This is a genomic window from Epilithonimonas bovis DSM 19482 (assembly GCF_900108115.1).
Lineage (GTDB): Bacteria > Bacteroidota > Bacteroidia > Flavobacteriales > Weeksellaceae > Epilithonimonas > Epilithonimonas bovis.
Map to the genome: position 1 here is coordinate 1 of NZ_FTPU01000039.1, position 17,386 is coordinate 17,386.

Annotated in this window: 18 protein-coding genes and 1 tRNA gene; 2 read left to right on the forward strand and 17 right to left on the reverse strand. The window is 39.0% G+C overall.

Features of this window, described 5'->3' with window-relative positions:
• The coding region (locus B0B05_RS13450; protein WP_076784137.1) for a transposase at window positions 1-298 on the forward strand (298 nt) is incomplete at its 5' end.
• Window positions 299-383: 85 nt separating this feature from the next.
• Here the strand turns inward: B0B05_RS13450 and B0B05_RS13455 are convergent.
• The 17 genes from B0B05_RS13455 to B0B05_RS13535 form a co-directional block, all read right to left on the reverse strand.
• Window positions 384-457, reverse strand: a tRNA-Asp gene (locus B0B05_RS13455).
• Window positions 458-594: 137 nt separating this feature from the next.
• Window positions 595-912, reverse strand: coding sequence for a thioredoxin (gene trxA / locus B0B05_RS13460; RefSeq protein ID WP_076784138.1), 318 nt, complete (start codon window positions 910-912; stop codon window positions 595-597).
• 64 nt (window positions 913-976) lie between these two features.
• Window positions 977-2,149 (reverse strand): cysteine desulfurase family protein, encoded by a 1,173-nt coding sequence (locus B0B05_RS13465; protein WP_076784139.1) that lies wholly within the window; start codon window positions 2,147-2,149, stop codon window positions 977-979.
• A gap of 53 nt (window positions 2,150-2,202) precedes the next feature.
• Complete coding sequence (locus B0B05_RS13470) at window positions 2,203-2,790, reverse strand: HAD-IB family hydrolase (RefSeq protein ID WP_076784140.1); 588 nt, start codon at window positions 2,788-2,790, stop codon at window positions 2,203-2,205.
• A gap of 102 nt (window positions 2,791-2,892) precedes the next feature.
• Window positions 2,893-3,618, reverse strand: a complete 726-nt coding sequence (locus tag B0B05_RS13475) for an SDR family NAD(P)-dependent oxidoreductase (protein WP_076784141.1) — start codon at window positions 3,616-3,618, stop codon at window positions 2,893-2,895.
• A 73-nt stretch (window positions 3,619-3,691) separates the two neighbouring features.
• A complete protein-coding gene (locus B0B05_RS13480; protein ID WP_076784142.1) occupies window positions 3,692-5,008 on the reverse strand; it encodes an FAD-binding oxidoreductase in 1,317 nt (438 codons plus the stop codon).
• 79 nt (window positions 5,009-5,087) lie between these two features.
• Window positions 5,088-5,972, reverse strand: a complete 885-nt coding sequence (locus tag B0B05_RS13485; RefSeq protein WP_076784143.1) for a decaprenyl-phosphate phosphoribosyltransferase — start codon at window positions 5,970-5,972, stop codon at window positions 5,088-5,090.
• 88 nt (window positions 5,973-6,060) lie between these two features.
• Window positions 6,061-6,750, reverse strand: a complete 690-nt coding sequence (locus tag B0B05_RS13490) for a YiaD family glycine zipper/OmpA-like lipoprotein (RefSeq protein WP_076784144.1) — start codon at window positions 6,748-6,750, stop codon at window positions 6,061-6,063.
• A gap of 14 nt (window positions 6,751-6,764) precedes the next feature.
• Complete coding sequence (locus tag B0B05_RS13495; protein ID WP_076784145.1) at window positions 6,765-7,277, reverse strand: lipocalin family protein; 513 nt, start codon at window positions 7,275-7,277, stop codon at window positions 6,765-6,767.
• Between the two features lie 118 nt (window positions 7,278-7,395).
• Window positions 7,396-9,084, reverse strand: coding sequence for a S8 family serine peptidase (locus B0B05_RS13500; RefSeq protein WP_076784146.1), 1,689 nt, complete (start codon window positions 9,082-9,084; stop codon window positions 7,396-7,398).
• A 125-nt stretch (window positions 9,085-9,209) separates the two neighbouring features.
• Window positions 9,210-9,836, reverse strand: coding sequence for a WbqC family protein (locus B0B05_RS13505; protein WP_076784147.1), 627 nt, complete (start codon window positions 9,834-9,836; stop codon window positions 9,210-9,212).
• Between the two features lie 194 nt (window positions 9,837-10,030).
• Window positions 10,031-11,665: a signal peptidase I gene (gene lepB, locus B0B05_RS13510; RefSeq protein WP_076784148.1), complete on the reverse strand. Its 1,635-nt coding sequence runs from the start codon at window positions 11,663-11,665 to the stop codon at window positions 10,031-10,033.
• 118 nt (window positions 11,666-11,783) lie between these two features.
• Complete coding sequence (gene dapB / locus B0B05_RS13515) at window positions 11,784-12,482, reverse strand: 4-hydroxy-tetrahydrodipicolinate reductase (RefSeq protein WP_076784149.1); 699 nt, start codon at window positions 12,480-12,482, stop codon at window positions 11,784-11,786.
• Window positions 12,483-12,508: 26 nt separating this feature from the next.
• The gene (locus B0B05_RS13520; RefSeq protein WP_076784150.1) at window positions 12,509-13,138 is read right to left on the reverse strand and encodes a DUF5683 domain-containing protein; all 630 of its coding nucleotides are present in this window, start codon (window positions 13,136-13,138) and stop codon (window positions 12,509-12,511) included.
• Window positions 13,139-14,029 (reverse strand): ParB/RepB/Spo0J family partition protein, encoded by an 891-nt coding sequence (locus B0B05_RS13525; RefSeq protein ID WP_076784151.1) that lies wholly within the window; start codon window positions 14,027-14,029, stop codon window positions 13,139-13,141.
• A gap of 58 nt (window positions 14,030-14,087) precedes the next feature.
• Entirely contained in the window at window positions 14,088-14,861 is a 774-nt protein-coding gene (locus B0B05_RS13530; protein ID WP_076784152.1) for a ParA family protein, read from the reverse strand.
• Window positions 14,862-15,049: 188 nt separating this feature from the next.
• Window positions 15,050-15,877, reverse strand: coding sequence for an energy transducer TonB (locus tag B0B05_RS13535; protein WP_076784163.1), 828 nt, complete (start codon window positions 15,875-15,877; stop codon window positions 15,050-15,052).
• Between the two features lie 170 nt (window positions 15,878-16,047).
• Between B0B05_RS13535 and B0B05_RS13540 the strand changes: the two genes are divergently transcribed.
• Window positions 16,048-17,382: a PDZ domain-containing protein gene (locus tag B0B05_RS13540; RefSeq protein WP_076784153.1), complete on the forward strand. Its 1,335-nt coding sequence runs from the start codon at window positions 16,048-16,050 to the stop codon at window positions 17,380-17,382.
• Window positions 17,383-17,386: the final 4 nt, after the last annotated feature.

A 17,386-nucleotide genomic window follows, 5' to 3' on the forward strand; every position in this document is an offset into this window, starting at 1 on the left:
TTACAATTTATCCGATAAACTAAGGAAAATTTATAATCAGAACACATTAAAATCTGTAGCAATGCTCAAACTTGCCCATTGGTTTAAAGATGTGGAAGAATCAGGTTTTAAATCCTTTTCAACACTTAAAAATACGATTACAAACCATTATAATGACATCCTGAATTATTTTGAAAGAAGAAGTACCAATGCATCTGCAGAATCGTTTAATTCGAAAATAAAGCAATTCAGAATGCAGCTTAGAGGTGTTAAAGACAAAGTATTTTTCCTTTTCAGATTATCTAAAATTTTTGCCTAGTCCCCAAGGTTTGATCTTGATCCAAAAAAAATAGCCACATTGCTATAATAACAAAAAAGCCTCTAACTTTCGTTAAAGGCTTTCGCGATCCGGACGGGACTCGAACCCGCGACCTCCGCCGTGACAGGGCGGCATTCTAACCAGCTGAACTACCGGATCTTTTGCCCAACAAACCAGAAATGTTTCCTTGTTTATTGTGGTTGCAAAAATACAACAATAATTCACATCTCCAAATTTTTTGCATAAAAAAACGCTTTTCAAAAGGAAAAGCGTTCATTTTCAATATTATTATTTTCTTACAAGTAAGAATTTAATTTCTCAGCAATCACTTCTTTTGGAGCAACGCCCACCAATTTGTCTACAACTTCACCGTTTTTGAAGATTAAAACTGTTGGGATATTTCTGATACCATAATCTACAGAAACCTGCTGATTATTATCTACTTCAACTTTTCCTACCAATGCTTTGCCTTCAAAATCTGTTGCAATTTCCTCGATAATTGGACCTAACATTCTACAAGGTCCACACCAGGTTGCCCAAAAATCGACCAAAACTGGTTTATCCGAATTCAATACTGTTTCCTGAAACGATTGATCTGTAATTTCTACTGCCATGATTTATTCTTAATTAATTTGTAAAAACAAAATTACAAAATTTAAATATTATTATTTCTGTTGATTATCTATGTATACTATCAGCTTTTTCTATAACGAATCCTTTACCAATTTCCTCCAATACCTGCACAAAAGCATCTATATCGGACTTTTTTGTCATATGGCTGAATGAAATCCTAAGCGGCGTGCAGTGATCCAGCTCTTCTTCTGAAAGTACAGACATTAAGACCATCGATGGTTTTGATGCGCCCGAACTGCAGGCGCTGCCCTGAGACACTGCAATACCCTTCATATCCAATTGTAATCCGATTAATGGGTTTTTGTAAGGCAACAGAACATTAAGAACCGTATACAAACTCTCATCTCCGGCGCTTCTTCCATTGAATTTTATGCCCTCAATCTTCTCCTGAAGCTGAGTTATGCAGTAATGTTTGATATCAATAATATGCTGGCTGTATTGGCTCATATTTTTCTGGCAGAGCTCCCAGGCTTTCCCAAGCCCGGCAATACCTGTAACGTTCTCTGTTCCGGCTCTCAACGAACGTTCCTGCGGCCCTCCGGTGATAATGCCCTTGAGCCCGGATGATTTTCTTACAAAAGCAAAGCCGGTCCCTTTCGGTCCATGGAATTTGTGTGCACTGCAAGATGCAAAATCAAGTGGTATTTTTGAAAAATCGAGATCAAGATGTGCCATTGTCTGTACCGTATCCGAATGGAAAAGTGCTTGATTATCATTACAAAGGTGTGCCACTTTTTCTATATCCAGGATGTTACCAATCTCGTTGTTGGCATGCATTAATGTTACCAATGTTTTTTTATCGGATTCTTTCAGCAATTCTTCTAATTTGTTCAAATCCAAATCACCAGTGGAATCCGGTCTTAGGTAAACCAACTCTACACCTCTCAGTTTTTTCATCTCCAGGCAGGTTTCTGCCACACACTTGTGCTCCAGCGGTGAGGTAATAATTCTCTGGACCCCGAGATAATTAACACATGACTTGATAATCATGTTATTAGACTCGGTTCCACAAGATGTGAAAACGATTTCTCCCGGTGTCACTTTCAAAGAATCTGCAATCTTTCGCCTTACTTCTTCCAAAATAGTTTTGGCTTCCTGTCCCAAACTGTGTGTTGATGACGGATTGCCATAATTGAATTTTAAAACATTTACCATACAGTCTATCACCTCTGTATCAAGAGGCGTTGTCGCAGCATTATCCAGATAAATTCTTTCCATTTCTATAAAGATTAGTGGCCTTTTGAAACAAGGTCGAAAATTAAAGCACTAAATTAGTGAAAAAATCGGTAATGGGATTCATTGGCAAAGCGAAACATAGCTTTGTCGCCGGAGCTGTCCCCAAAGGCAATGATTTTGTCGTATTTCTGATTACTTATCGCTGTTTTTATTCTGTTGACTTTTTCCTGCTTGTTACAGTTTTTGCCTACAAAATTGCCTGTGAAAATATCGTTTACAAATTCTGCCCTGGTGGCAAGCATTCCCATTTTAAATTCTTCTGCAAAAGGCTTTATCCATATATCAAGCGACGCAGTAACAATGTAGGATTCGGTGGTTTCTCTGTCTATATTATTAATGAAATCCAAAGCATTCTCGCGGAATAATTTTGGATAATATTCCTGAAAAAAAAGTTGAGCCTTTTTATCAATCTGGTATCTGGATTGGCCTTTGAGGATGGATGAGATAAAACTTTTTTTGACGGCCTCTGCGTCAGCTAACTTCAGTTTCAATAAAATGAACAGCGGAATATGCTTTGCAAACTGAACAGAAAATCTGGCCGGGTCGTAAAACTTAAGAAACAGAAACATGGTGTCTTTGTAAGTGAGCGTTCCGTCAAAATCGAATAAATAGAGCTTTTTCATTTGTAGATATTCATTTTTTTCTTCAAAGGTCAAATGGAATCATTTAATATTCAATATTTTGATTTTCAAATTTTCTGCTTCCTCCCTTAGGTTTCCAGACTTTTACAGTTTCATTTTTTTAAAAATAAATTCCGGGATATTTCTGATGATCATCATAATCAATCCCCAAACAGGTAAAACGTAAACCACATCTCTTTTATTTTTGTAGGCTTTGTAAATGACTTCTGCTGCTTTTTGGGGCGTGGCCGTCAGTGCAGGATTCAGCGGCAAGCCTTCTGTCATCTTGGTATCCATAAAACCGGGTTTCACGGTCATCACTTTCACTTTTTTATCATACAGATAATTTCTAAGGCCACTGAGATAGGCTGTTAATCCGGCTTTTGCGCTGCCATAGATAAAATTGCTTTGCCTGCCTCTTTCGCCTGCAACAGAAGAAAGTACAATCATATTTCCCGCTCTTTTGGACTCCATCTTTTTAGCGAAAAAATTAAGCACCGGGATTAGCCTGGCATAATTAATATCAATAATCCTCTCGGTATTATCGTCATCATATAAGGCTTCATCAGTTCCAAGGCCCAAGTATCCTGACGCACAAAACAACAGGTCTGAACTGATATTCTCCAGTTTTTTATAATCGATATCCTGCATCAGGTCCAGCGCAATTATCTCAGAATGCTGAAGAAACTTGACATTGATATGGCCGGCAAATTTTTCAGTAGTTTTCGGATTGGAGCTTATCAGGTAAATGGTAGAAAACTTCTCGCCTCTTTTAAGGCATTCTTCTACAAATGCCTGCGCCACTTCTGAATTGGAACCAAGAATTATCATATATTTTTCGTATTTGGCATTAGGTTTTCTGTATTTTGGGGTTATTAATCAACTGATAATCAATGTGATTCAATTATAAACCATTCACAATTCTTTTGTGCTGCAAAGAAACAAACTTGGAGGAGTCAACATTCTGAAGATAATTAGTCAAAGAGGATCTGCTCATGCTGTCTTTTGTAAGGTAAATCTTCCCGCCATATTGCTCAACAATATCATCCAGCTGATCTATCAGTTTTCTTAGTTTTTTATTGACTTTGAAATCCAATGCCAACGAGTAACCCTCAAAAGGAAAGGAATTGTAAGCCTGCGGATTTTCTTTGCCATACAGTTTGAGAACCGCCAAAAAAGATCCGTTACCGCTGTTTGCAATCGTCTCCAGGATACGGCGCATGCCTTCTTTACCATTTTCTTTCGGGATCATCATCTGGTATTGGATAAAACCACTTTTACCGTAGATCTTGTTCCAGTCGTTCACAAAATCAAGCGGATAAAAAAAACTCTCGTAATCGATAAAATTATTGAGTTGCTTTTTACGTTGCTTGCCATAATAAAGAAAATTGAAAATCTTGATTGTTAAGGCATTCAGTACAAAACTGGGGAAATAAAAAGGTACTGTCGGGCTGAATTTTGGCTTCAGCTTAAGTGATTTTTTCTGAAGGTTGGCTGGCAGTTCGGCCTTTAGAGCATGTTCGCCACGCATCAGAATAGATCTTCCCAGATTTTTACCTTTTTGAAAGCAGTCAATCCAGGCAACATTGTAAGTCCAGTCTTCGCTCTCGTCAAACAAACGGAAAATCTCATCCAGATTATCGGCTTTGATGCTCTCCTGGCGGATGTAAACAGATTCTATATTTTTGAGTTTGAATTTGGCGGAGAGAATAATCCCCGTCAAACCCATTCCGCCAATGGTGGCCCAAAATTTATCCTGATTTTCTTCTCTGGAGCAGGTTATCATTTCTGCATCTTCGTTCATCAGTTTGAACTCGGTCACATACTCAGAAAAGCAGCCTTCTGCATGATGGTTTTTACCGTGTACATCGGATGCAATTGCGCCTCCCACAGAGACAAACTTGGTACCCGGCGTAACATACAGAAAATAACCTTGCGGCACAGCCACTTCCAGCACTTCGGATAAAAGTACGCCGGATTCGCACTCTATAATACCATTGAGCCTGTCAAACGAAATAAACTTATTAAGCCTTTTGGTTGAGAAGATATGCTCGCCCAAAGAGGCATCGCCATAGCAACGGCCGTTTCCGCGTGCTATCACTTCGTTATTTTCCCTTACAAATTGTTTGATTTTAGAAACAGAATCATCCGATTTCATTTCTTTTTCCACAACCGGGAAATTGCCCCAGTTGGTTACTTTCTGAATAAAATTCGGTTTCATCTTAGCTGTAATTTTTTTTGAGAGCGCCAATTATGCGCCGTTTGGTTTTCATCATTGTGGTGTTTTTATGATCAAGCAGCTACTTAAAATAAATCTGAAGCAGAAAAACGATCACCCAAAGAACTATTGTTATCTGTATATAACGGTCTTTATAAACTATTTTGGTTGGAGATTCGGTTTTGTTGTACACTAATGTCTGCTGGAGATAGCGAAGAAAAGCGAAAACCACAAAAATAACGGTATAAAACACCCGTGAATGGAATTTTGCCTGGACTTCCGGAGACAAGGTAAACATCAGATAACAGACAATGGCCAGTGTACAACTGATGGACAGGGCAATATCTGCAAACTGAACATTATAACCATCCAGCGCCTTTCTGGTTTTTCCGGAGATCTGCGCATTGATCAATTCACCTCTTCGTTTACCAATGGCTAAGACTAAAGCCAAAACAAAAGTGAGCAGCACAGCCCAGTTGGTGACGATAATACCCGTAACATAGCCGCCGGCTAATACACGCAGAACAAAACCGATCGCAATAATACAGATATCAACAATGGCAACCTGTTTCAGCTTAAAAGTGTACAGGATATTGATGATGAAATAAAAAGCGATAATCACCCCAAATTTCCATAAATTCTCATGAAACAAATAACTGCCAACAAAAACCGATGATACTGCCAAAAGAACCAAAAACGCAAACAGCAGCCTGGCATTAGATTTTGATATAACACCACTGGCTAAAGGCCTGTGTTTTTTCTCCGGATGTTTTTTATCAGATTCTATATCAAAGTAATCATTGATAATATAAATAGAACTGGCTGTAAATGAAAAAACCAAAAAAGCAAATATGCTTTCAAAAAACAAGTGTGGATTTGTGATTTTACCTGAGAAAAAAAGGGGTGCAAAAACAAACAAATTCTTTACCCACTGCTCTACTCTTATTAATTTTAAATAGTTTTTCATCCAATGTTTAATTCATGCAAAAGTAGTACTAAAATAAAAAAACCGCAAACTGCGGTTTATATATTAATGAAAATATGAGAATTAGTGATTAATTCCCACTTTGTGCATCATTGATCATTTTTTCGTTGGCTGTGATAGCAAACTCTACACGTCTGTTTTTGGCTCTTCCTGCATCTGTATCATTGGATGCTACAGGGTTTGCTTCTCCCATTCCTTGTGTGAAAAGTCTGGATGAAGAAACACCCTTGGACGTAAGATACGCCTTAACAGCATCTGCTCTTTTACCGGATAATGTAAGATTATAAGAATCACTTCCCACGCTATCTGTATAACCGTAGATATTAATGTTGGTATCAGGATTATTTTTAAGAACTGTTACCAGTTTATCAAGGTTAGTTTTGGCCAATGCGGTTAATGTTGATGAATTAAAATCAAAATTAACAGTGTTCTCATGAAGGGTCACTTTGATACCTTCACCTACTCTTTCCACCTCAGCGCCTGGCAAAACTTCTTTGATCTCTTTAGCTTGTTTATCCATTTTGTTACCAATAACACCACCGGCAACACCACCTACAACACCACCTAGAACAGCACCAAGAGGTGCATTACCGCCTTTACCAAGGTTATTTCCCAAAATACCACCCAAAACGGCGCCTGCTGCAGTACCTATGGCAGCACCTTTTTGTGTATTATTAGCATTTTGTACTGCTTCACAACTTGTAAGCAACAAAGATCCGGAGATAAAAAATGCTGCAATTTTTACTTTATTAATTTTCATTGTAATGTGTTTTATTATTTACTTGAAGTTCTTACGAAATTATATCTAACATCCATTGGTGAGCCATCGGCATTAAGGGACTGAACCAATGTAAAACTATTATCTGTTGGATTTTCCAGTCTTAGCATATATCCTGCTCCCACTTTTTTTGCTTTCTCGCCTTCCCCTACCTTTTTGATAGAAACATTACTGTATTTGTCTACGCTAAAGGTGATTGCCTGAGTTTTTACAGGGCAAGAACCGCCACCATTAAGGGAATAAGTCCCCGTGTAATTATTCGGGATTAATTTCCAGGCACTTCCTACAAAACAATTGATATCAGCACCCTCATCGAAAGGCTTGATGCTGTATGATTTATTGTAATCCACATCAGAGATCGTCCATTCTCCTTTCAGTTTCATAACCTCTGCTCTCAGACTCTGAGCCTGTCCGGCAGAAACGCTTCCGTCAGATGAGGCACTTTTTGTTGTTGAACAAGAACCGGCAACCAGTGCGATCCCAAACAGTCCAAAAATTATTTTTCTCATAGTTTTATATTTAAACGCTAAGTTATTATAAAAAACTGTGCCAAATCATAAAAAATAAAAAATCTGAGCAAACTCAGATTTTTTATTGTATTAGTTTATTGTATTAGTCGATATAATTTTAAAGTTTTGTGCGATCTATCACCTTGCGATCTTTTTGCTTTTTAACGGGTAATTTTGAGGATTTAGAAGAATTATCTGCTTTGTAAAAATGAGCGTACGCATATTCAGCAGCTTTAGCGGTATCAATCACGCCATTAGACCTGGATAATGTATCAAAACCATTGGCTGTAGATTTGTTAGCGGTATTCACCAAAGATTCTATAACCTGCGCCGGCGTAAGATTGGGCATGTAGGCCAACAGAACAGCTGCAGCACCGGCAACTACAGGAGAAGCCATTGATGTGCCCTGCAAATATTCGTATTTACCATCCGGTACGGTAGAATAAATCTGATCGCCAGGGGCAAAAACGTCTACCATTTTCGCATCATAATTAGAAAAGCTTGCTTTCAGTTTATCAGCATCATTGGTATTAGCTCCTACAACAATCATGTTATTAATGAATGGCTTGTCATCGGTCTGAGATTTAAAATTAGTTGGGAAATACTGATGTTCCGCAATATCCTCATTCTCATTACCTGCTGCTTTCACCAAAAGAACACCTTTGCTCTCGGCATATTTGAAAGCATCCCAAACCACATTTTTACCAGGAGAAACTGGTTTCCCAAAACTCATGTTAAGTACTTTTGCTCCATTATCCACAGCATAACGGATAGCATTAGCCACATCTTTGTCACGCTCATCACCATCTGGAACAGCTCTTACAGTCATGATCTTTGCAACCCTGGATGCTACACCGTACTGTGGTTCTTTACCGTTTGCCAGTCCGGCAATAATACCCGCGACATGCGTCCCATGCTTAGCGTCGGGACCTTCGTAATGGTTATTCCCATAGCTTTTCTCAGAATAATCATCATAATTATCTCCGACAATTTCTTTTCGCGGATCAAAATCAAGGTTATAACCTTTCTCTGCCTGTGGCTTGAAATAGTCGATGGCTTCTTTCATCTGATCTTTCATATATTTTCCCACTTCATCAGCAGATTTGCCCGTCGCCTGCGGATCACTGGCAACTTGTGCAAGAACTTGCAGCGCCATGGCTTCTTGCTGTGTGGATGGTTTGATGGTTGCCAGGTTTTCTTTGGTCAGCGTTTTATTGCCCAACAGTCTCACCATATCAGGAATAACGCCGTCAATCATGGTATACATCTGAAGATTTTGTTTGGCTTCCTGGCTTTTTTTGGTAAAGATCTCTTTCGACTTCATATACATTGCGAAATCGTCCGGATATTTAGCCTGGTTTTCCTTATTTTTAGCAGAATCCTGGCCTTCAAAAACGGGTTGAAATTTTTTCACAACTCTGGTAACTTCCATATTATCTACATCAATATCGCCATTTTTACCGCCAAGAAAATTCCAGCCGTATATGTCGTCTACATAACCGTTACCGTCATCATCTTTACCATTATTAGGGATCTCATTGGGATTTTTCCACATATTTTTCATCAAACCAGGATGGTCTACTTCTACACCACTATCCAAAACACCAACAATAACAGGTTTTGGTTTGAGGCCTTTGCTTTCTAAAAATTTGTAAGCATTAGCGGTATTGACACCATACACTTTGGTCGTTGCAAAATCTTTGTGGTACCATGTTTTGAGGTCATTGTCCTGTTCTGGCGCGACTGTTTGTGCCGCTACATTTGCAAATCCGGCATAAAAAGCTGCCGCTATCAATAATTTTTTCATATTTTGATTTTACTTTTAATGGTCATATGCAATCGCCAAATCTTCATCAATGGTACTGTAAAGTTACTAGTGGCGAATCCATATTAGATCATTGTTGTTATAAAATAGAATTAATCCTAAGGCAGTTATTTTTGAGTTTGATGGCTATTAATATTTTTGATATAAGTAAGGCTTTCCGGCCCAATGTTACAAAGAAGGTCAAGAATAGACAGATCTTTTATAAAACCATACTTGTCTGAGAAGCTCTGATAATACTCTGGCATACTATAATCTGATTCTGTTTTGGTAGAGAAGTGATTTCTGTAATCTTCGGCATCGGGATTTTTATAATATTCCTGTGTGAGTTCAAATTCTTTCTCGGTTTTTAGAATACTCAGAATAATATCTAATGCTTTGAGATTAAAATCTATTAACGATTTTGCTGGTTCATCAAAAATCTTCTTCAGTTTATCTTCATAAAACTCGAAATAAGGCGTGCTTTGATAAGCGGTTTTGATAGATTTCCAATGCAATTTTTGCCAATCCTCCGAAAAGGAAATTTCAATATCCTTTAGTTCTCTTTTGCCATTGTGTTTTATAGGAATTATCAAAGCTAACTTCCCATTGGCGCCATAGATGGCTGTACGGTTTCTGTAAGTTTGTTTTGGGAAATTCTCATACTGTTCCAAAGTAATCTGATTGTCACTATCAAGAAAAACAGAAAACCACGAAACTGGAGGCAGATAGAATATTGGTAAAAGGACTTGTTTCATATTTATTTAAAAAAAGCTTTGTCAAAGATACGAACCTTTGACAAAGTGGGTAAATTGTTTGACGGACAAATCTCCTAGCCCCGATAGAAGCGGCATCCTTTTTTGTGGCTGCAAGTCCCTCGCCTTTGGAGAGGGATTTAGGGTGAGGAAAAAAGATACAGCGAATAGCGGGAATTAGCTCCTAAAAAATTTTATTAATCTTCTTCTTTCTTCTTTTTGAACAGTTTGGCAAAATAATCCCAACCGAAGAATAATACCAGAATTGCCACTGCCACCCACCAGTAAGAGGTCTTGTTGGACTCGCCAGTATTGGTAGCTTTGAACATCCTGTCCCAACGGATTTTTTTGCCTGGCGCTTGATAAGTTGAACTGGCGTCGGAGAACAGGCCTTCTACACTCAGCCATGTAAACATCGGCCTTCCCACAATATTTTCTTCCGGAACCACACCAAAGAATCTGGCATCCAGAGAAGCGTCACGGTTATCCCCAATCATCATATAATAATTCTGTTTGATGGTATATTGGTTGGTTTCCTGACCGTTGATATAGATTTTGCCGTTTTTGTTTTCCAGCTTATTATGCTCATATTCTGAGATAATCCATTGGTAAGTAGGCAAAGTTTCCTGATTAAGCGTTACCACATCGCCTTTTTTCGGAATGCGGAGCGGGCCGTACCAATCCTGGTTCCAAGGCTTATTGATTGGGTAGATTGATTGGGTTGTATCAATATGTTTTGTGTAAGCTGTTTTATCAGCATTCAGCTTGTATCTCACAGCACCAACGCCTTTTTCCTCAATCATTTCCTTCATCTCGATAACCTGAGGCAATGCTTTGATCTCTTTGGCAATCTGATCTGTGAGGCCCTGAAATGCATAAACAAACCCTGTATTGTTCTGATTTTCCTGAACAGGAAGAAAGCCGTATGCCTTATATAATTGCGGAATATCCAGTTGAGAACCGGTTGTCACCAGATAACCGTGCTGCTGTTGCTCATCGCCAAGAATTTTCTCGGGCGCATTGTTCACAAATAACCTTCCTGCCCTGAACTCGATAACATCACCTGGGATCCCAATACATCTTTTTACATAAGGATCTTTTCTGTCGATAGCGGTATGCACTGAGTCTTGTGGGTAATTGAAAACGACAATGTCATATCTCTTAACCTCATCATAGCCCGGAATTCTTAGATACGGTAATTTTACCGCATCGATATAAGATTTTGGATCGTCTTTAGGATTGCCTTTTTCTCCGGTATCCATAATGGTCCCTTGTAAAAATGGCAAAGCAACAGGCCTCATTGGCATCCTGAAACCATAAGCCCATTTGTTAACAAACAAGAAATCCCCAACTAACAAAGTCCTCTCCATAGATCCCGTAGGAATCCCAAACGGCTGTGTAATAAACGCATGAATAATCGTCGCAAAAACAACAGCGAAGGTTACAGAACCCAAGAATGTTTCTTTCTTTTTAGCCTCTTCTTCCTCTTCTTCGGTTTCTATCTCCGGATTTTTGCTGTAATTGACAGTCGCCATAAATATAAATGGCAAAATCACAGTTAACAACCCATTCACAAAACCTCTTTTCCCAAATTTCTTCATCAGGAAAATATGGAATACCGACATCATAATAGGCCCAACAATTGGGAAATAGGATAAAACGGCCCACCATTTTGGATGTTTGGTTTCTTTGAGAATAATCAGGTAGTTATAAAATGGCACAAAAGAAAATAGTGGATTGTATCCCATCTTCTTATATAACTTCCAGGTTGTAAGCCCCATCAAAACACTGATGATAAGGACATAAACCGTATAAGTAATAATATAATTCATATTTTGGCTTTAGGCAAATAGCTTTTTGCTGATTTTATAATTAGTTTTTGGTCTGTTCTTTTTGTTACAGAGAAATTAGTGATAGCTCGATTATTAAAGGGAAAATTTAATTATAAAACTATAATCCCAAAACATCTTTCATAGAGAAAACTCCTTTTTTATCGGCAATCCATTCGGCCGCAATTACCGCTCCCAAGGCAAATCCATTGCGATTATAAGCGGTGTGCTTAATTTCAATTTCGTCTACTTCTGATCTGTAGAAAACACTGTGCGTGCCGGGAACTTCATCTTTACGAATGGCAAAGATACCCAGTTCTTTATCTTTGGTTTCATCCAGTTTCCAGGCCTCATATCCCGAATTGGCAATAATACCTTCGGCCAAACTGATTGCCGTACCGCTAGGTGCATCCTTCTTATGAATGTGATGGATCTCCTCCAGCTGGCAGGAATATTCATTAAACCGGCTCATCATTTTGGCCAGATTCTCGTTAAGCGCAAAAAAAAGGTTTACGCCAAGACTAAAATTGGATCCGTATAAAAATGCAGTGCCGTTATCAATGGCTAATTGCTCCACAGCAGGTTTTTTGTCTAGCCAGCCAGTTGTCCCGCATATCACAGGAATCTGATTCTCAAGGCAAACGCTGATGTTGTGAAAAGCAGCTTCGGGATTGGAAAACTCGATCACCACATCAGCATTGTTGAGCGATTCTTTGGTAGGTGTTTCTTTTAATCTTGCAACCACCTCATGACCACGGTTTTGGGAAATACCGTCAATGATTTTCCCCATTTTTCCGTAACCTACTATTGCTATTTTCATTCTTTATTAATTAAAATTTATTTGATTTAAAACCTAAAACTTAGGGTCAAACCGGGTTTTGCAATACCCAAATTGTATTGATCATTAATGACGGACGGAACAATGGCCAAATCAGGATCGTGCCGGCCTTCGTAAAGGTGTGCATCCACCACCGCATCCATAATATTAAGGATATAGATCAAACCTGTAATACCAATCGCGTAATCACGCTGCCGCTTGGAACTATCCTGTGCATTCCCTAAAACAGTCTTATCAATACCCTTTATACCGGAAAATTCGTGAGGCAAACCGTTGAGTTCTGCAACAAAGGCATTTCTGTACCGCTTATATTGTTTATCATTCCAAAGTGCAATGCCCACACCGGTACCCACAGCACCCCAGACTATTGGGATTTTCCAATATTTTTTGTTATAATACTGCCCCAATCCGGGTAAAACAGCAGAATAGAGCCCAGCTTTGGTTGGACTGAATTTCTGAACTGTTGCAGGTGCATTCTTTTGATCTATCTCGCCCAGAATCTGGCTCTCTGATTGTGGTTTTGCAGCCGGAATACTGTCTTTAGGCAAATTCTCTACACGGATGGTGTCATTGGGATTAACCTGCGAGAAAATCAGACTGAAACAAAAAAACAAGAAAACTGAAAATAATTTTTTCATTTAGCGGATATGAGCCAAGATATTCTCCAGCTCTTCTTCATTTTTAAAATCGAGAACTATTTTCCCTTTTTTACCATTAGCTGCAGTTTTGATTTCCACATTCACCGCCAAAAGATCAGAAAGTTCTTTTTGGGCTTTTTTTACATGGTTGGGAACCAATATCTGTTTAACAACTTTTTCCCCTGGCGGAGAGTTCTTCATCTGTCCTGCCAACTGCTCTGCCTGCCGTACATTCAGGTGGTCCTGGATAATACGGTCAAATAAAATCTGGCGTTTTTCATCGGTATCCAGCCCCATAATAGCACGGCCGTGTCCGGCAGATATCTCGCCACTTCTGATACCATTTTGGATACTTGGAGATAATTTGAGCAAACGAACGCTGTTGGTAATAGTACTGCGTTCTTTACCTACGCGCTGGCTAAGGTTCTCCTGGGTCATGCCCACTTCATCCAACAGCCGCTGATAGGTTAATGCGACTTCTATAGGATCAAGATCTTCTCTCTGGATATTCTCAACCAGAGCCATTTCCAGCAGTTCCTGATCATTAACAAGACGTATGTAAGCCGGGATGGCAGCTAAACCTGCAATTTTAGATGCGCGGTAACGCCTTTCCCCGGATATGATTTCAAATTTTTCGCCGTCTTTTCTCAGTGTGACTGGCTGTATGATGCCCAAACTCCTGATGGACTCGGCCAAATCATTGAGTGCTTTTTCATCAAAGTAAGTCCTTGGCTGTCCGGCGTTGGGATAGATATCTTCTATAGGAACCTCCACAATATTACCAACAAGTGTTTTGGCACCCTCGTCTGTCGCAGAATTAATATTTGTGCGGCTCTCGGCGTTTAGGATTGCTCCCAAGCCACGTCCCATAGCTCTTTTTTTGTCCTTCATTCTTATAAAATGATGATTGATAATAGATAATTAAGAAAGCCTGTTTCAAAAAAATCTTTTAATTTTTTACTAATTTTTCGTTTTTCAGCAAGACCTCTTCAGCCAGCTGAATGTACTGTATCGCACCCTTGCTCTCGGCATCATAACTCAGGATACTTTCTCCAAAGCTTGGTGCTTCGCTCAGGCGCACATTGCGGCTGATAATGGTTTCAAATACCATCTCCGGAAAATGGGAATTAACCTCTTCCACAACCTGATTGGACAACCTCAGCCGGCTATCGTACATCGTAAGCAACAAGCCTTCTATATCCAGATCCTGATTATGTATTTTCTGCACATTTTTAATAGTATTGAGTAACTTTCCAAGACCTTCCAGGGCAAAATATTCACACTGTATTGGTATAATAACAGAATCAGAAGCTGTTAATGCATTAATGGTTATCAAACCCAAACTCGGTGCACAGTCTATAATGATATAATCGTATTGATCTCGGATACCTTTCAGAGCCTCGCGCATCATATACTCACGGTTTTCGCGGTCCACCAATTCTATCTCGGCGGCCACCAGGTCAATATGTGAAGGGATGATGTCAACATTTGGCGAACTGGTAGGCAGGATACATTTTGTAACCTCTGCACTATGCTCCAGCAAATTATAAGTAGAGTAATTAACCTCTTCTACCCCAAGGCCAGACGTTGCATTGGCCTGCGGATCCGCGTCTATCAAAAGTATCCTCTTTTCCAAAACGCCCAACGCCGATGCAAGGTTAACGGCTGTTGTGGTTTTCCCAACACCACCTTTCTGATTTGCAACACCTATAATTTTTGCCATAAACATTAATTTAATCCTCAAAAATACAATTTTTTAGCACTTAGAAAGTTTTGAAAAACGACTCATGCCGTTAAAGTATTGTTAATTAACAGATTGGCAAATAAAAAAATTATCCACATTCCGTTGCAGAATGTGGATAATTAATATTAACCAAGGATTTAACAAAACATAAACCTTTGATTTTCAAATCATTCTATTTGCATAGAAATAGGCATTCTAAATGATGATCTCATTGTTTTCCCTTTCAGCATCGCTGGTGACCATTTGCTTTTCACAGAACGGATTGTACGTTCGGCCTCACGGTTGAAGTCTGAATTATTTCCCGTTACTTTTATATTGGAAATACTGCCGTCTCTCTCCACAATAAAGGTGACGGTAGCAGATACAACGCCGGACTGATCTACGGCCGAAGTATCAAAATTTTGTGACACCTTTTGCCGGAAAGCATCCATTCCTCCTTTAAATGATGCTGATATATCGGCCTCATTTTGATTAATAAGCTTATCAGGATCAGCTGCGGGTACCGGCGCAACCGCTGGCAAATGGCTTACCGAAGGCGGGCCAGGCAATGCAGGCGGCGCAAAAGGAATGGTTGTACTCTCTCCCGCTTTGGTTTCTGTGCCAATTGCAGCACCGTCAAAATCTTCTTTGGTTGGTAATTTGGTTTCTTTTTTTACATCGCGAACAGGTGTATATTCTGGATTAGCCACTGTTTTGATACTAGCAGGTGCCGAGCTTACAGGCGTAGGTTTCACAAGGTCCGGTGCATCCACATCAGTAATTTGAAATGGTACTAAAGGTGGATTGATGTGTACTGGTATTTCTGTTTTAAATGCAGAAATTATAAGCGGCACCACAGCCACTGAGGCAAAAAATGCCACACCAGCAAAAAGCGCCTTAGTCAACTGACTAGAATATTCATTTCTAAGAACATAAGCACCGTAAGCCTTGTTTCTGTTTTCAAAAACCACTTCATCTAAATTATTTTTCCCAAATGTGTGTAATAGATTTTTCATAACCATATAAATTAAATAATTAACAATATATTTTAAATTAAAATAAACAACCATCAAATAACATTCCTTTTTATAGTTAAATATTTAAACAAACTATGAATTACATAAAATATAATTAATCCAACCATAAAAATTCTTATACTTGTATATGAACATCTGCCTATAACGTGATGAAACCGATAAGTGTCTTTGTGATGATCTTCTTTAACTTTCTGGCCTTTGCTCAGGACGGCTTTGCGCTGGAAAACAAAGAAAAAACAGTAATTAAGTTTAAACTGATTAACAACCTGATTTTTATCCCCATCAATATCAATGGTGTGGAACTAACTTTTATGCTGGACTCAGGAATTGCGGAAACCATACTCTTCAGTCTGGAAAACAGGGATGTTGATTTTAAAAATATTGAGAAAATCACCTTTCGCGGTTTGGGAGAAACAGTTAATGTAGAAGCACTGAAATCCATTAAAAACAACTGCAGTATTGGCCATCACTATATTGATAAGTCGCATACCGTCTTTATTGTTCTGGATGAGAATTTTAACATTTCTCAGGATATTGGCATTCCCGTAAACGGTATTATTGGTTATCATTTTTTCCGTAACCATCCGGTAGAGATTAATTATCAAAAGAAAACAATTACTATTTACAAAAACGCTTCAGTCTTCCCAAAACGCCTGAACCGATACAACGAGTTTCCCATGACAGTGGAGATGAACAAACCTTATATAACGGCCGATGTAGAGATGAAACATGACCCACAAAGTTCAAAACTATTGCTGGATCTTGGTAATACAGACTCTGTCTGGCTTTTCCCCGTTCTCATCAGGGATTTTGTATACAACCGTCCTAATATTGACGATTTTCTTGGGAGAGGATTTAGTGGTGACATTTTTGGGAAAAGAAGCCGGATCAATGCTCTGTCTATAGGGAAATTCCGATTGAATAAGCCGATCGCCGCCATGCCGGATGAGTTTTCTATCCAGCATCTGCACATCGTAAAAGATAGAAAAGGCTCTATTGGTGCAGAAATACTAAGGCGTTTTTCGGTTTTGTTTGATTATCCCGGCAACCGCCTATTTTTAAAAGCGAACCGGCATCTCAACGATCCATTTTTGATTGATGGCAGCGGCCTGGAAATAAAACAGGAAGGCCTTATTTGGGAAAAAGAACAGGTGCAGATACAAACTGCCAAAAGAAACTCTGCCGGCAATGAAATTAATGTGATTGATAACAGCAACAACTTCCAGTACAAATTTTCCCTTAAACCCGTATTCGTCGTAGCCGGAACGAGGAAAAATTCACCAGCACAAAAAGCAGGTATTTTAAAAAATGACCAACTGATCACCATCGACAACAAAGCCGCTAAAGATATGACAATGAACCAAATACATAATATCCTAAAGACGGATAACAGCAGAAAAATAATGCTGGAAATCAAACGGAACAATGTAATAGCAAAAACAGAAATTACTCTGGAAGACCCTATCCCATATATAGAGGAATAATTAT

What these genes read in the sequence shown, in the direction of transcription:
- B0B05_RS13525 (WP_076784151.1), bottom strand. Translation starts at nt 14,029, where the DNA reads ATGAAGGACAAAAAAAGAGCTATGGGACGTGGCTTGGGAGCAATCCTA.
- B0B05_RS13490 (WP_076784144.1), bottom strand. Translation starts at nt 6,750, where the DNA reads ATGAAAATTAATAAAGTAAAAATTGCAGCATTTTTTATCTCCGGATCT.
- B0B05_RS13520 (WP_076784150.1), bottom strand. Translation starts at nt 13,138, where the DNA reads ATGAAAAAATTATTTTCAGTTTTCTTGTTTTTTTGTTTCAGTCTGATT.
- B0B05_RS13485 (WP_076784143.1), bottom strand. Translation starts at nt 5,972, where the DNA reads ATGAAAAACTATTTAAAATTAATAAGAGTAGAGCAGTGGGTAAAGAAT.
- B0B05_RS13495 (WP_076784145.1), bottom strand. Translation starts at nt 7,277, where the DNA reads ATGAGAAAAATAATTTTTGGACTGTTTGGGATCGCACTGGTTGCCGGT.
- B0B05_RS13540 (WP_076784153.1), top strand. Translation starts at nt 16,048, where the DNA reads ATGAAACCGATAAGTGTCTTTGTGATGATCTTCTTTAACTTTCTGGCC.
- dapB (WP_076784149.1), bottom strand. Translation starts at nt 12,482, where the DNA reads ATGAAAATAGCAATAGTAGGTTACGGAAAAATGGGGAAAATCATTGAC.
- B0B05_RS13465 (WP_076784139.1), bottom strand. Translation starts at nt 2,149, where the DNA reads ATGGAAAGAATTTATCTGGATAATGCTGCGACAACGCCTCTTGATACA.
- B0B05_RS13475 (WP_076784141.1), bottom strand. Translation starts at nt 3,618, where the DNA reads ATGATAATTCTTGGTTCCAATTCAGAAGTGGCGCAGGCATTTGTAGAA.
- B0B05_RS13500 (WP_076784146.1), bottom strand. Translation starts at nt 9,084, where the DNA reads ATGAAAAAATTATTGATAGCGGCAGCTTTTTATGCCGGATTTGCAAAT.
- B0B05_RS13470 (WP_076784140.1), bottom strand. Translation starts at nt 2,790, where the DNA reads ATGAAAAAGCTCTATTTATTCGATTTTGACGGAACGCTCACTTACAAA.
- B0B05_RS13535 (WP_076784163.1), bottom strand. Translation starts at nt 15,877, where the DNA reads ATGAAAAATCTATTACACACATTTGGGAAAAATAATTTAGATGAAGTG.
- lepB (WP_076784148.1), bottom strand. Translation starts at nt 11,665, where the DNA reads ATGAATTATATTATTACTTATACGGTTTATGTCCTTATCATCAGTGTT.
- B0B05_RS13480 (WP_076784142.1), bottom strand. Translation starts at nt 5,008, where the DNA reads ATGAAACCGAATTTTATTCAGAAAGTAACCAACTGGGGCAATTTCCCG.
- B0B05_RS13505 (WP_076784147.1), bottom strand. Translation starts at nt 9,836, where the DNA reads ATGAAACAAGTCCTTTTACCAATATTCTATCTGCCTCCAGTTTCGTGG.
- B0B05_RS13530 (WP_076784152.1), bottom strand. Translation starts at nt 14,861, where the DNA reads ATGGCAAAAATTATAGGTGTTGCAAATCAGAAAGGTGGTGTTGGGAAA.
- trxA (WP_076784138.1), bottom strand. Translation starts at nt 912, where the DNA reads ATGGCAGTAGAAATTACAGATCAATCGTTTCAGGAAACAGTATTGAAT.